This window comes from Micromonospora sp. NPDC048930, assembly GCF_043197935.1.
GTDB lineage: Bacteria > Actinomycetota > Actinomycetes > Mycobacteriales > Micromonosporaceae > Micromonospora.
Genome location: NZ_JBICUB010000007.1, coordinates 380436 through 394938 on the forward strand (window position 1 = coordinate 380436; position 14503 = coordinate 394938).

8 protein-coding genes are annotated in these 14503 nt (G+C 73.6%); 5 read left to right on the forward strand and 3 right to left on the reverse strand.

Going from position 1 to position 14503, the window contains the following annotated elements; translation table 11 throughout:
* The first annotated feature begins 15 nt into the window (after positions 1 to 15).
* From ACGFI9_RS20930 to ACGFI9_RS20945, 4 genes are all read left to right on the forward strand, one after another.
* The gene (locus tag ACGFI9_RS20930) at positions 16 to 456 is read left to right on the forward strand and encodes a heat shock protein transcriptional repressor HspR (protein WP_393180004.1); all 441 of its coding nucleotides are present in this window, start codon (positions 16 to 18) and stop codon (positions 454 to 456) included.
* Positions 457 to 711: 255 nt separating this feature from the next.
* Complete coding sequence (locus tag ACGFI9_RS20935) at positions 712 to 921, forward strand: hypothetical protein (RefSeq protein ID WP_393180006.1); 210 nt, start codon at positions 712 to 714, stop codon at positions 919 to 921.
* Between the two features lie 347 nt (positions 922 to 1268).
* Positions 1269 to 4517, forward strand: a complete 3249-nt coding sequence (locus tag ACGFI9_RS20940) for an ATP-binding protein (protein WP_393180007.1) — start codon at positions 1269 to 1271, stop codon at positions 4515 to 4517.
* Positions 4518 to 4612: 95 nt separating this feature from the next.
* Positions 4613 to 10990 (forward strand): PKD domain-containing protein, encoded by a 6378-nt coding sequence (locus tag ACGFI9_RS20945; protein WP_393180009.1) that lies wholly within the window; start codon positions 4613 to 4615, stop codon positions 10988 to 10990.
* 58 nt (positions 10991 to 11048) lie between these two features.
* Here the strand turns inward: ACGFI9_RS20945 and ACGFI9_RS20950 are convergent, their stop codons facing one another.
* From ACGFI9_RS20950 to ACGFI9_RS20960, 3 genes are all read right to left on the reverse strand, one after another.
* The gene (locus ACGFI9_RS20950) at positions 11049 to 11477 is read right to left on the reverse strand and encodes a hypothetical protein (RefSeq protein ID WP_393180011.1); all 429 of its coding nucleotides are present in this window, start codon (positions 11475 to 11477) and stop codon (positions 11049 to 11051) included.
* A 171-nt stretch (positions 11478 to 11648) separates the two neighbouring features.
* On the reverse strand, positions 11649 to 12857 hold the full coding sequence (locus ACGFI9_RS20955; RefSeq protein WP_393180013.1) for a cation:proton antiporter: 1209 nt from the start codon (positions 12855 to 12857) through the stop codon (positions 11649 to 11651).
* Positions 12858 to 12864: 7 nt separating this feature from the next.
* Positions 12865 to 13362 (reverse strand): cation:proton antiporter regulatory subunit, encoded by a 498-nt coding sequence (locus tag ACGFI9_RS20960; protein WP_393180014.1) that lies wholly within the window; start codon positions 13360 to 13362, stop codon positions 12865 to 12867.
* 31 nt (positions 13363 to 13393) lie between these two features.
* Here ACGFI9_RS20960 and ACGFI9_RS20965 point away from each other — a divergent pair, with 31 nt between their 5' ends.
* The gene (locus ACGFI9_RS20965; protein ID WP_393180016.1) at positions 13394 to 14476 is read left to right on the forward strand and encodes a hypothetical protein; all 1083 of its coding nucleotides are present in this window, start codon (positions 13394 to 13396) and stop codon (positions 14474 to 14476) included.
* Positions 14477 to 14503: the final 27 nt, after the last annotated feature.

The following is a 14503-nucleotide window of genomic DNA, read 5'->3' on the forward strand; positions in this document are numbered from 1 at the left end:
CGGAGGTGAGCGGGGATGTCGGAGGAGTTCGTCGGCTCGGGTGACCCTGCCTACGAGGCCAAGGTGCTGATGATCTCGGTGGCGGCGCGGATGGCGGGCATGCATCCACAGACCCTGCGCCAGTACGACCGACTGGGTCTGGTCCAGGCCGGTCGGGCCGCCGGCGGCGGTCGCCGGTACAGCGTCCGGGACGTGGTGCTGCTCCGCGAGGTGCAGCGGCTCAGCCAGGACGACGGGATCAACCTGGCCGGGGTCAAGCGGATCATCGGGCTGGAGCGCCTGCTGGAGGAGGCTCAGCAGCGGGTGGCCCGGCTGGAGGCGGAGCTGGACGCCGCGTATCGCCGGATCGCCGAGCTGGAGTCGCTGGGTGGCTTCTCGCGCGGCGACCTCGTACCCACCAACCGCACCTCGACCGCGCTGGTCGTCTGGCGCCCTCGCCGCACTCCCGACCGCTGACCGCGTAGCCACCAGTTCCGCTGCCGAAGGCCGGCGCGCCCCCCTCCGGGGCCGCGCCGGCCTTCACGCTTCTGCCATCCGGAGATCTTGGAAGGAGACGGCCCCCGGAGGGGCCGAAATCTTCCAAGATCTCGCCGTGGATGACGCGGCGGGCAGTGGGTTCCGGGAAAGTGAGGCGTGCGAGGGGTGGGGTTCGCTAGCCTGTGAATCAGGGCCAACCAGCTCAATCCGGACGCCGAACTGGCAGGGGGAGCCATGGCGGAATCGGCGAAGAAGGTGGCACAACAGGCGGAGGACCGGCTGGAGAAGGTGGCCGAGAACGTCCGTGAGCGATTCGACCGGGTCACCGGGGGACGCTTCACCGACAAGATCAAGGAAGGGCGCTTCGCCGACCAGGTCGATCACGGCATCGACCAGGGGCGCGCCGAGACGAGGCGCCGGAGCCAGGGCGGATCGGAACGCTGACGATCCGCGACGTGCGGGCCGGGACCCACGGGGGGTCCCGGCCCGTTCGTCGTACCCGGGCGGGCCGGGACGCGGTGACGCCGTGCGAGGGGGTCCCGGCCCGTTCGTCGTACCCGGGCGGGCCGGGACGCGGTGACGCCGCGGGAGGGGGTCCCGGCCCGTTCGCCGTACAGGGTTCCCACCACCCTCCGGCCGGCCACCGGCACTCGGTGGAACGTCGGTGGCGGCCGGGCCGGATGGCGGCTCGCCGTACTTATCCTTCTGACCGACCCGCTGGGTCCCATGGTCCGGATCACCCGGTTAGCGGCCCGAATGGTCGAGCCGGCTGCCGGCTCCACTCTGGCAGCATGCCGGTCCGGGGCGCCGGACGGCATGCGGCCGGCGGGGAAGGTGTGGTGGACGGCGTGGTGGGGCACGGCGGCGCGCTGGAGGTCCGCGTGCTCGGACCGGTCGAGGTGCGCGTCGGAGACGTACCGGTCGATCTCGCGGCCGCTCAGCTGCGTACGCTGCTCGCCGCCCTGCTGCTCGACCTCAACCGGGTGGTGCCCGCCGAGACGCTCGTCGACCGGCTGTGGTCCGACAAGCCGGTGGCGAGCGCCCGCGGCAGCTTGCAGGCGTACGTCTCCCGCCTGCGCCGGCTGCTCGACCAGGCGGGCGTACCGGCCGCCGAGGTCCTCGCCACCCGGCCGTCCGGCTACCTGCTGGCCCTCGCCGGGGACGCCTTCGACGCCACCCGCTTCGAACAAGCGGTACGCACCGCTCACGAATTGCGGGACGCCGGCCGGTTCACCGACGCCCGTCGGGTCCTCGACGAGGGACTCGCCCTGTGGCGCGGCCCGGCCTACGCCGACATTCCCGTGCCGGCGGTGCGGGCCGAGGCGGTGCGACTGGACGAGGGGCGCTGGTCCGCCCGCGAGCTCGCCGCCGAACTCGACCTCGCGCTCGGCCGGCACGGGCACCTCGCCGACGAGCTGCTCGCCGCCGTGGGTCAGGCCCCGCTGCGCGAGCGGCTGCGCGGCGCGCTCATGCTCGCGCTCTACCGCAGCGGCCGGCAAGCCGACGCGCTCGCGGTCTACGACGAGGGCCGGCGGTTGCTCGCCGACGAGCTCGGGGTCGACCCGGGGCGGGAGCTGCAGCAACTGTACGAGCGGGTGCTGCGCCAGGACCCGACGCTCGACCTGCCCGTCGCCCCCGTCCGGACCGTGGTCGCACCATCGGCCCCCGCCCCGCAACCGGTCGCGCCCAGCCGGCCTCCCGTCGTGGGGCGGGACGACGAACTCGCCCGGCTCGACGCGGCGCTCGCCACCGCCTGGGCCGGGGTCACGACCGTGGTCACGCTGACCGGTGAGGCGGGCATCGGCAAGACCCGGTTGGCGGAAGAGGCGGCCGTACGCGCCACCGCCGCGGGTGCCCAGGTGGTCTGGGGCCGCTGCTGGGAGCACGAGGGCGCGCCTGACCTCTGGCCGTGGACGCAGGCGCTGCGCGACGTCGTCGGCGACGGTCCGGACGGACGGGCGCTGCTCTCCGGGCGCGCCGCCCCCGCGGCACTCCTCCTGCCGGAGCTGGGGGCTCGTGGAACGGCCCCCGACGCGACCAGCCCGGCACAGGCTCGCGCCCAGCTGGTCGACGCCGTCGTCGCGCTGCTCGCCGCGGCCGGCCGCCGCCGGCCGCTGCTCGTCGTGCTCGAGGACCTGCACTGGGCCGACCAGGAGTCGTTGCACCTGCTCGAGCTGGTCGCCGCCCACCTGCGCGACGTCCCCGTCGCCGTCGTGGCCACGGTGCGCCTGCCCAACGACGTCACCGACGACCCGAGCGGGCACCTGCTCGCCGGGCTGGCCCGGGTCGGTGCCCACCGGGTCACGCTGCGCGGTCTCGGGGTCGACGAGGTGCGGACCTACATCGCCGAGGCGACGGGCAGAACGGTGTCACCGGAGGTGGCGAGCGCGGTGGCCGCGCGTACCGACGGCAACCCCTTCTTCATCACCCAGGTGGTCCGCCTCGGCGGCCCGGACGCGGTCCTCGACGACGGCGTCGTACCCGAGGGGGTCCGCGAGGCGGTGGCGCGGCGGCTGCGCCGGGTCGAGCCCGCGGACCGGGCGGTGCTGGAGGCGGCCGCGGTGGCCGGACGGGTCTTCGATCTGCCGCTGTTGGCGGCGGTCTCCGGCGTGCCCGCGCCGACCATCGACGCGGCCGTGGACCGGACACTGCGCTCCGGTCTGCTCAGCGAGGAGCCGGCCCCGGTCCCGCGCTTCCGCTTCGCGCACGCGCTGGTCCAGGAGACACTGCTCGCCGAGGTGCCCCGGGCCCGCCGGGCCCGGCTGCACGACCGGGCCGCCGCCGCGATCGAGGCCCGGTACCCGGACAGTCTCGCCGAGCACGCGGCCGTGCTGGCCCACCACCTGGCCGCGAGCGGCACCGACCCGGAGCGCTGTGTGCGGCACACGCTCCTCGCCGCCGAGCACGCCCGCGGCCGGTGGGCCTTCGACGAGGCCGAGCGGCATCTGCGCGCCGCGCTCGACCGCGTCGTGCTCGTACCCGGCCAACCGGGCCGGGAGCTGGAGCTGCAGGCGCGCACAGCGCTCGGCTCGCTGCTCACCCTCGCGCTGGGCTACGACGCCCCGGCCGTCGCCGAGCAGCGGCGCCTCGCCCTGGCGCTGTCCCGCGCGGCGGGCTCGGTGGACGATCTGCTCTCGGCGCTCTGGGGTATCTGGGGCACCGCACTGGTGAGCGGACGGATCGAGGACGCCGACCTGGCCGTGGATCAGTTGGACGAGGCAGCCGTGGAGCGCGACGACGCCCTGCTGCGCATCGCGGCGCTGCACGCGCGGGGACAGGTCCGCTGGCACCAGGGCCGGCTCGCCGAGGCCCGGGCCGAGCTGGAGGCGTGCGTGCCGCTCGCCGACCGGCATGCCGAGGCGGTACGGCTGGACATCTTCCTCCAGCATCCGGCGGCGACCAGCCGGGGCTGGCTCTCCATCGTGCTGGCGATGCTCGGCCGGCGCGACGAGTCGGGGCAGGCGGCGGCCGCGGCGCGCCGGCGTGGCGACGAGCTGGGCGATCCGTACACGAAGGCGTATCTGCAGGTGCTGGAGTCCTGGCGGCGGCTGTGGCTCGACGACGCCGCGGGAGCGTTCAGCGCGGCGGCCGAAGGTCTCGCGATCTGCCGGGAGCGCGGCTTCGCGCAGCTCGAGGCGTTCTCCCTCGGCCCGCTCGGCTGGGGCCGCGTACGCGGCGGCGACCCCGCCGGGATCGCCGAGGTCAGGACGGCGGTCGAGGTGTTCGCCGGGGCCGGGGCGATGTTCAGCCACCTGCTGCTCGGGATTCTCGGCGAGCTGGAACTGCTCGCCGGCCGCCCGGCGGAAGCCCTGACCGCGATCGACCGGGGCATCGAAGCCTCCGACCGCAACGGCGAGGAGTTCTTCCTGGTCGAGCTGTACCGACTGCGGGCGCGGACGCTCGAGCGACTGGGCGACCACGAAGCGGCGACCCTGGCGGTGCGGCGGGGGCTGGAAGTCGGCCAGCAGCAGGGCGCGGCGCTCTTCGTCGACCGGCTGCGCGGCCCCCGTCCGCTGTACTCGGTGGACCGACCCGCCTGAGCGGCGGCGATGGCCGGGCGCTAGCGCCGCGCAAGGCTCCCGCAAGCGCCGGCTGACAGGGTGCGGAGGTTGTCCCACCATGCCCGGAGATCCGTATGCCCATCGCCCTGTCCGTCCGCCGACGCCTCGCCGCGCTGCTTGCCGGCGTGGTGGCCGCGCCCGTGCTCGGGTCGGTGACCTCGCCGCCCCCGGCGGCCGCGGCCACGACCACCCCCACCGTCACCGTCGTCGACCTCGGCGTCATGGGCCGACTCACGGGCGTGAGCACCGGCGTCGGAGAGTTGAACGACGGCGGCCTCGTCGCCGCCGGACGCTGGATCGAGGGGGTCGAGTCACACACCAGCGCTCTGCTGCTCCAGGCCGGAAAGCCCCCGGTCGACCTGCACCCGCTCATCCCGGACGCCGGCGGCAGCATCACCCGGGACGTCAACGACGCCGGCGACGCGGTCGGCTACTGGACCAACTCCGGCACCTCGGCGGGCTCGTTCCTCTACCACGACGGCGCTATGACCAGCCTCGACCTGCAGAGCGCCGAGGCGATCAGCAACACCGGCTTCGTCGCCGGCGGGGACTGGGTCCGGGACCCGCAGGGCAAGGTCCTGCGCCTGGGCAGCCTCGGCGGCGGGCAGACCCACGCCGACGGCGTCAACGACGCCGGCGTGGTCGTCGGCGTCTCCGACACCGACCCGGCGCCGGACGTGCTGTCCCCCCGCGCCTTCCGGACGAAGCCCGGCGAGCCCATCTCCACCAGGGACGGCCTCGGTTCCCCGCTCGGCGGGCGCTCGCAGGCCTTCGACGTCAACAACGCCGGGCAGGTCGCCGGCTGGGGTGGCGAACCTGGCAGCGGCGGACACCAGCCGGTCATCTGGCAGGCCGACGGCACTCCGGCCCTCTACCGGACCAGCTACGGGGGTGAGGTCGCCGCGATCAACGAGGCCGGTGCCGGCGTCGGATCGATCCGGATCCTGAACTCCCAGTTCGACCACGCGGCGCTGTTCCAGGACGGTGCGGTCACCGACCTCAACACCCTGCTGCCGGACGGGAGCGACTGGGAGCTGGTGGCGGCCACCGGCATCAACGACGCCGGGCAGATCAGCGGCTACGGCCGCCGCAACGGCGACTTCGACCAGCACGCGTTCCTCATGACCCTCGGCGAGGGGCCGGTGCTGGACAGCGTCCGCGTCGAACACCAGGAGTACCCGACCGGGACGTGGGTGGACGCCACCAGGAACGGCACCACCGACGGCAACACGGTCCGGGTGACCGTACGGGTCACCAACCGCAGCGAGCTGGCCAGCATCACCATCATCGAGCTCGTCGACGCCGAGACCGGCGAGGTGGTGGAGAACGGCAAGCGGCTGGAGGTCCTCGACCCGGGGGAGAGCCTGGCCCGCCAGTTCCGCTGGGACACCGTGGGCCTGGCGTGGAACAGGGACGGCACCGCCCACCCCGACCCGCGTCGGTTGATCGTCCGGCTGCGCACCTCCGAGCGGGTCCGCGACGCCCGGGAGGTGTCGCTGCTGGTGAAGCCGCGGCCGGTGATCCTGGTCCACGGCTACAAGAGCAACGCGGCCTCCTCCTGGGGCAAGTACCAGCCGATTCTCAGCTCCGGGCACCCTTTGCTGAAGGGCTGGGCGGTCGGCGACGGGCAGTCCGAGGGTGTCCTCAACACCGGTTCGCTGGACAAGCCGTTCGAGCGGACGAACACGATCTCCGAGAACGCGCAGCAGGAGGCGATGTACATCGAGGGCGTCCGGAACCGTACCGACGCCTGGCACGTCGACATCGTCGCGCACTCGATGGGTGGGCTGATCTCCCGCTGGTACGTGCAGGAGCTGATGCCGGAGCAGACCGACTCCCGGCCGGTGGTCAACCGGCTGATCATGATGGGTACGCCCAACATGGGCTCGCCCTGCGCCGACCTGATCCTGGACGACGCGGCCCTGTTCGGCCAGGAGGCGCCGCTGATGCCGGCCACCCAGCAGCTCAGCACGGCGTACAACGCGCTGTCGTTCAACCCGAACATCGTCGACCGGCGCGGGGTGACCTTCTCCAACATGGTCGGCGTCGGGCAGATCGTGCCCTGCTACTACGCCGGGACCGGCGACATCGTCGTGCCCCGGGCCAGCGCCCGCTACGTCTACGACGACGTGCCCGAGAGCGACACCATGCACACGGAGATGACCGAGACGCAGTCGGACTTCGACGCGTACGTGCTGCCCCGGCTCGCCACCGACCCGCGGCGGAACGGCGCCACCACCCTCGCCCCGGGTGACGAGCAGGCACCCATCGTGGCACCGCAGGGCATCGGGGCCGCGTCGCCGACCGTCGCGCCCGGCGCGACCGTGGACGTGCCGCTGGACGTACCGGCCGGGGAGCAGGCCGGGGTGGTCACCATGGCCCCGCCGACCGTCGGTCTCACCCTGCTCGACCCGTCCGGGGCCGAGCGCGGCAGCTCTCCGGCCGCGGCCGACGCCGACCAGCCCTTCCGTGGGCTCGTCGTCGACGATCCCGCCGCCGGTCGCTGGACGCTCCGGCTGAGGAACACGGGCAGCGGCGAGGTGCGGGTGCCGCTGAGCGCCTGGATCGCCGGCAACCCGCTCACCGTCGAGGTGACGGCGGCGCAGGTCGCCCCGGACGGCACCGTACGGGTGTCCGCCCGACTCGACAACGACGGCAAGGCCGTGCCGGGGGCGGACGTCAAGGCGGTGGTGCTCGGTGAGCGCGGCGACCGCGCCGAGCTGACCCTGCACGACGACGGCACCCACGACGACGGCGCCGCCGGTGACGGCGTGTACGCCTCGCAGACCGTGCTGGCCGCCGGCCCGCACTCGATCGTGGTGCTGGCCAGGTCCGACCAGGGCACCCGGGTGGGTCGTACCGCCGTCGAGGTCAAGCCGGTCGACACCGGTTCCTACACGCTGTCCGCGGAGGCGGGGCCCGGTGGTCAGGTGACCGTGGACCCGCAGCAGGACGAGTACCCGGCTGGTACGGAGGTGACCCTGCACGCCACGCCGAAGCCCGGTTTCCTGCTCCAAGGCTGGACGGTGGACGGCAAACCCGCGGGCGTGACCCGGGACCTGAAGCTGAAGATGGACCGGGACCACGTGGTGGTGGCGAAGTTCCTGACCTACGCCATCACCGACCTGGGCAGCCTCTCCCCGGACCCGCAGGACGCGGTCGAGGGCGTCGCGCTCAACGACAAGGGCCAGGTCGTCGGCCGCACCATCGTGGTCCGCCGGGACGGCAGCAAGACCGCCCGCGCCTTCCTCTGGGAGGACGGGACGATGCGCAACCTCGGCACCCTGCCGTGCACCACCAGCACGGGCGCGGACGGGCAGTGCGTGAGCTTCGCCGGTGACATCAACAACGCGGGTGTCGTGGTGGGGACCAGCGAGGAGGTCAACCACGGCAGCGACCACAAGGACGGCTGGCACGCCTTCCGCTGGGCGGACGGCAGGATGACGGCCCTGCCCAGCATGCCCGACGCGGTCGGCGGCGGCTTCGCCAGCGCGTACGGCATCAACGACGACGGCGAGATCATCGGACACTCGATGGAGCAGGACCCGGACTGGGACTACCGGTGGTGGGCGGTCCGCTGGAACGCGTCGGGCGAGCGTACGGACGCCACCCAGGACCTCTACTTCGAGTCCGCGCCCACCCGCGCCGGCATCAACGGCTCCGGTGCGGTGGTCGGGCACGAGTACGTGCCGGACGGCTGGCGGGCGGCGGCCTGGGCCGACGGCGAGGTCACCCCCGTCGCCGTCCCGGAGACCTGCGGCGGGGCCAACGGCAGCCGGGCGCACGACATCGCCGACAACGGCACGGTGGTCGGGGAGTTCTGCACCCTGGAGGTCTTCGACCAGAAGAACGCCTTCGTCTCCCGGGACGGGAAGACCACGGACCTGGGGCGCGGCATCGCGTACGCGGTGAACGAGTCCGGCCTGGTGGTCGGCACCGGGCAGACCCTGTCGTGGGACTCGACCGGCCGGGCGGTGCTCTGGCAGGACGGCGTCAAGTACGAGCTGGCCAGCCTGGCCGGCGGCGCCTGCCAGGGCGAGGGCGAGGAGGTCTACAGCTCGCCCTGCGTGGGTTTGACCTCGGCCGTCGATGTCAACGAGCGCGGACAGATCCTGGTGAACGGATCGGTGACCACCCGCAAGCCCGGTGACCCGAAGACGGTGCTGCGGGTGGCTCGGACCCTGCTGCTGACTCCGGTGACGGCGACCGCCGACCTCGACGTCAAGCAGACCGTCTCGGCGGCCACCACGGTCCCGGGCGCCCCGGTCACCTGGACGACCACGGTGACCAACGCCGGCCCGAACACCGCCACCGCCGTACACCTGGAGACGCTCCTGCCCGACGGGGTCTCGATCACCGGCTGCACCGTGAGCACCGGCGAGTCCTGTGACGCCGACGCGGCGCTGCGTTCGGTGGTCCTGCCCGAGCTCGCCAAGGGCGAGTCGGTCCAGGTCACGGTGCGCGGGACGGTCACGGCCGAGCCGGGCGGCACGCTGACCGCGAAGGCGCAGGCCTGGTCCCGCCCGGTGCCGGACCTGCACCGCGACAACGACGCCGCGACGGCCACCACGCAGGTGGTCCAGCTGTTCGACAAGACCGCGTTGAAGTTCTGGGACCAGCGGCTGGGCTCGACCAGCTACCCGTCGGCGGTCACTCTGACCAACCGGCTCGACGTGCCGCTGCGGGTGACCGGGGTGTCGGCGACCGGCGACTTCGCCGCGTCGACCACCTGCCCGGCCTCCCTGGCCCCCGGAGCGTCGTGCCCGGTGGAGGTGACGTTCACGCCGACCGCCCTGGGCACGCGGACCGGCACGGTGAAGATCACCACCGACGTGACCACGCTGACCGTGGCGGTCGACGGCAACGGGATCGCGGCCAACGCCCGGCCGGTCGTCACGGCGCCGGCCCCGGTGACCGTGCCGGAGGGCTCCGAGGTCGTCCTCACGGTGCCGTTCACCGACGCGGACACCACCGACACCCACACCGCCCAGGTGGTCTGGCCCCGCCAGCCGATGCCCGGACCGGTCCCCGCCAAGGTGGTGGAGAGCGGTGGCAGCGGGACGGTCACGGCGACGTGGACGTACACCGACAACTTCTCGGACACCGCGGCCGTGATCGTGACGGACAGCAAGGGCGAGGTGGGCTTCGCTCCCGCGCCGTTCACCGTGGCGAACGTCGCGCCGACCGTGTCGGCCGGGCCGGGCGTGACCCTGGAGCCGGGCGACACCCTGACCCGGGCTGGCTCGGTCACCGACCCGAGCCCGGTGGACAGCGTTACCGCGACGGTGGACTACGGCGACGGCACCGGCGCACAACCGCTGCCGCTCGGTGCCGGCCGTACCTTCGCCCTCTCGCACGGCTACGCCGCAGCCGGCACGTACCCGGTCACGGTGACCGCCCGGGACGACGACGGCGGCGCCGGCACGGCGACCTTCACGGTGACCGTCCGGGCCCGCAACGAGGCTCCCCACCTGGAGTGGATGCCCTGGGCCGCCACGCCGGCCGAGGGTGAGCCGCTGTCCATCCCGGGCGCGGTCAGCGACCCGGACGGCGACGACGTCACGGTGACCGTGGACTACGGCGACGGTACCGAGGTCCGGCCGGTACCGGTGCAGGACGGCCGATTCGTCCTGGACCACACCTACGCCGAGGACGGCGAGCGGACCATCACGGTGCGCGCGGACGACGGACGCGGCGGTAGCGACAGCGCGACCGTGCGGGTCGTCGTGCTCAACGCCGCGCCGCGGGTACGCATCGACGCGCCCACGTCGGGCCTGGTCGTGCCGGTCGGCACGGAGGTGCGGCTGGCCGGGTCGTTTACCGACGCCGGGCGGAACGACACCCACACGGCGCAGTGGGTCGTGGACGGCGTCGCGGTGCCGGGCACGGTCGTCGAGCAGGACGGCTCCGGGACGGTGGCGGCCACCCGGACGTTCACCGCGCCCGGCGTGTATCCGATCCAACTCACGGTCACCGACGACGAGGGCGGCAGCGGGAGCGTGGGCACCGTGGGAGATGCCGACGCCTACGTCGTCGTGTACGACCCGAACGGCGGCTTCGTCACCGGCGGGGTCCGGCTGACGGTGGGCGGCGAGAAGACCTCCCTCGGCTTCGTCGCCCGCTACGAGAAGGACGCCACCACGCCGAGCGGGGAGACCCAGCTGTCGGTCCGGGCCAGCGGGCTGGACCTGCACAGCACCAGCTACGACTGGCTGACCGTCGGACCGGGCCGGGCCGCGTACCAGGGCACCGGAACGCTCGGTGGGCGTAGCGGATACGCGTTCCTGGTGAGCGTGGTCGACGGCGAGGTGGTCGGTGGCCCCGACCGGGTACGGGTGAAGGTGTGGGAGGTCGCGACCGGGACGGTCGTGTACGACACCCAGCCCGATGCCCCGCTCACCGCGGAGCCGACCACCGCGATCGACGGGGGGAACCTGGTCGTGCACCCGTAGCGGGGTGCTCGACGGGCGGGGCGCACCGGGGGGGTGCGCCCCGCCCCATCGTCACGGATCAGAGGCGGCGGTTCTCGCGGACCAGGCCGCCCTCGCACCAGTCCCGGTAGACGAAGAGGTCCGGTCGGGCGAGCAGCACCCGGCTGTTGTGCGCCCAGTTGCGCATCAGCTCGTCGCCGGCCCGCTCGGCCTGCTCGACCAGTTTGCGGAAGCGGCGCTTCGGGTGGGCCCGGAAGTTCGTCCGGATGCCGTCGGCCGCGTAGATGTAGAGGCAGTGCAGGGCGAACCGGCGGGCCGGGCAGGCCTGGTCCATGGCCAGTTCGAAGAGCGTCTGCACCAGGTGGTCACCGGCGACCAGCAGGTCCCAGTCCGGCGGCATCGAGGTCAGCGGTACGGAGTCCGGGTGGTACGCCCACGCCCGTAGCTCCGCCGGCGACGGGTCGACGGGGTTGGCGAAGCCGTGGAACGTCTCTTCCTGCACGCTCACCGGCCAACCTTCCGCTACCGCTGGCGGGAGGCGCTGGCCACCCGCGGACCCTGGCTGCTGGGGCGACACGGTAACGCGCTTGTGCAGGTCAGCGGTAGACCTTCCCGGAATCAATTCCGCGACCGATGGCCGGGCCGGGTCCACCGTACGGTCGACCCGGCCCGGCCGGGGTCAGTCCGCCACTCCCGCGGGCACGGGTCGCCGGGCGGCGCTGCGCCGGCGCAGCCAGCGCTTGAACCAGGGCAGATCGGGCAGTCGGGCCAGCATCGGCCCGGTCACCACGGTGATCAGCACGTACGCCGTGGCGAGCGCGGCCAGCTTCGGCTCGACCGGGTACGCGGCGGCGACCGCGAGTCCCGCGATGACGATGGAGAACTCGCCGCGCGGGGTGAGCGCGAAGCCGGCCCGCCAGCGGCCCGGCTCGGCGATGCCGGCCCGGCGGGCGGCCAGCCAGCCGGTGAGCAGCTTCGTCCCCATGGTGACCACGGCCAGCAGCAGCGCCGGCAGCAGCACGGGTGGCATGTCCATCGGGTCGGTGACCAGCCCGAAGAACACGAAGAAGACCGCGGCGAACAGGTCCCGCAGCGGGGAGAGCAGCTCGGTCGCGTGGTGCGCCACCGGCCCGGAGAGGGCGATGCCGACCAGGAACGCCCCGACTGCGGCCGAGACCTGCAGCTTGGCGGCGATGCCCGCGACCAGCAGCGTCAGGCCGAGCACCCCGAGCAGCAGCGCCTCCGGGTCCTTCGCCGACAGCGCCGCGGAGATCAGGTTCCCGTACCGGATGGCGACGGCCAGTACGACGACCACGGTGAGCACCGCGACGGCGAGCGCGATGCCGCCCTTGACCAGGCCGACCCCGGCGAGCAGCGCGGTGAGCAGCGGCAGGTAGAGGGCCATCGCGAGGTCCTCGATGACCAGCACGGAAAGGATCACCGGGGTCTCCCGGTTACCGACCCGGCCGAGGTCGCCGAGCACCTTGGCGATCACGCCGGAGGAGGAGACCCAGGTGACGCCGGCGAGCACCACGGCGGCCACCCAGCCCCAGCCGAGCAGCAGGGCGAAGGCGAAGCCGGGCAGCGCGTTGAGCACCGCGTCGATCAGGCCGGCCGGGGCTGCCGAGCGGAGGTTGCCCACCAGCTCGTTGGCGCTGTATTCCAGGCCGAGCATGACCAGCAGCAGGATCACGCCGATCTCCGCGCCGACCGCGAAGAACTCCTCGCTGGCGTTCAGCGGCAGCAGGCCGCCGTGGCCGAAGGCGAGTCCGGCGAGCAGATAGAGAGGGATGGGCGAGACGCCGACGCGACGGCTGAGCCGGCCGAGCAGACCGAGCAGGAGCAGGAGCGCGCCGACCTCGACGAGCAGACTTGTGGTTTCGTGCATCCGCGCCTCAGCCGTCCGGGGTCTCGGCGAGAATCGCGGTCACCCCGTCGAGCCCCTGGCGGGTGCCGACCACGACCACCACGTCACCGGCGGCGAAGCGGAAGGTGGGATCCGGCGAGACGATCACCTCGCCGTCCCGGAGCACGGCGACGATCGACGCGCCGGTGCGGGTCCGCGCCTTGGTGTCGCCCAGCCGCCTGGTGACGTACTTGGAGCCGGCCGGGATGGCGATCTGCTCGGTGAGCAGCCCGGCGGCCTGCTCGCGCAGCCCGGAGAGCTGGCCGAGCATCAGCGACGCGCCGAGGATGTCGGCCAGCGCCTCCGCCTCGTCGTCGGTCAGCGGTATGTCCGCCTGACAGGAGTCGGGATCGTCCGGGTCGTAGAGGACCAGGTCCCGGCGGCCATTGCGGTGGGAGACCACGCCGATCCGGCGGCCGGATTCCGTCACCAGATCGTGACGTACGCCGATTCCCGGTAGGGCAGTCTGTTCGACACGTACACGCACCCAGGTGAGGCTACCCTGCGCTGGAGGGCCGATGCGCCGAAGATCAACCCTGCTGGCCGCGGTGTTCCTGCTCAACGGCTGCACGGCGGTCGGCGGCAGCGGCCCCCCGCCCGCTCAGGTAGTGGTGCCGACGCCGTCCCGTGCGGCGGGCACCGAGGTGCGCCGCGTCGAGGTCGGCGTCCCGCGCTGGTACGACCGGCCCTACGTCGAGTTCGGCGACGCCGACCACGGATACGCCCTCTTCGCCTCCTGTGCCGGGCAGCCACCCTCGTCGGACTGCCCGGCCCGCCTCTACGCCACCGACGACGGCGGGCGGACCTGGCACCGGGTCCCGCATCCCCGCCCGCTCGCGTCCGGGCAGCGGCTGGAGGTGATCGCCGACGTGCCCGCCCTTCGGGTGGTCGGGGACGGCTGGTACTACTCCCTCGACCAGGGAACCAGCTTCCGGCGGGATGCCGGACCGGCCCGGCCGGGGGTGCTGGACGCGTTGCGTGCACCCGTGAAGGTCGACGAGCGCACCGGTGAGTTGGTCCGCTGGCAGCGCGGCACCTGGCGTCCCCTGCCGACCCCGTCGCCGGTGACCCGTCCGACGAGCGTCCACGGCGCGGACGGACTGGTGGTGGTGACCAGGGTGGCCGCCGGCCGCCCGCTGCTGGCCGTGTCCTTCGACGGGGGCCTGACCTGGCAGCGGCCGCGGCTGGTCACCCTGGAGGGCCCGGTTGCGACGCTGCGGGTGGCGGCCTCGCCGGCCGGCGACGTGTGGCTGATCGGCGAACGGGCAGAGCCGGGCCGCTTTCCGGCGCTCTGGCACTACGACGGGGAGTGGCGACCGATCGTGCCGCCGCGCGATCCCGGGCCCTACACGTCGATGGTGCCCTTCGGGGAGAGCCGGCTCGCGGTCAGCGGCCGGGAGGGCGGCGCGGTGGTGGTCGCCGACGGGAACGGCGACCTGTGGGAAAAGTCGTGGCCGCTGCAGGGCGACCAGCGCCTCACCCTCCTCGCCGACGGGGCGCTGCTCGCGCGCGGGCCGGAGGACCTGCTCATCGGCCGGGGCGACGAGCCGCAGTGGGTCCGGATCGTGGTGGAGAGCCGGCGGCCCCGCACCGACGAGTGACCGGTCGTACCCTTGGGTCGATGGAGG

Bases quoted from the DNA above. Each gene is read 5' to 3' on its own strand.
- ACGFI9_RS20930 (WP_393180004.1), top strand. From the start codon at position 16: ATGTCGGAGGAGTTCGTCGGCTCGGGTGACCCTGCCTACGAGGCCAAG.
- ACGFI9_RS20935 (WP_393180006.1), top strand. From the start codon at position 712: ATGGCGGAATCGGCGAAGAAGGTGGCACAACAGGCGGAGGACCGGCTG.
- ACGFI9_RS20940 (WP_393180007.1), top strand. From the start codon at position 1,269: ATGCCGGTCCGGGGCGCCGGACGGCATGCGGCCGGCGGGGAAGGTGTG.
- ACGFI9_RS20945 (WP_393180009.1), top strand. From the start codon at position 4,613: ATGCCCATCGCCCTGTCCGTCCGCCGACGCCTCGCCGCGCTGCTTGCC.
- ACGFI9_RS20955 (WP_393180013.1), bottom strand. From the start codon at position 12,857: ATGCACGAAACCACAAGTCTGCTCGTCGAGGTCGGCGCGCTCCTGCTC.
- ACGFI9_RS20965 (WP_393180016.1), top strand. From the start codon at position 13,394: ATGCGCCGAAGATCAACCCTGCTGGCCGCGGTGTTCCTGCTCAACGGC.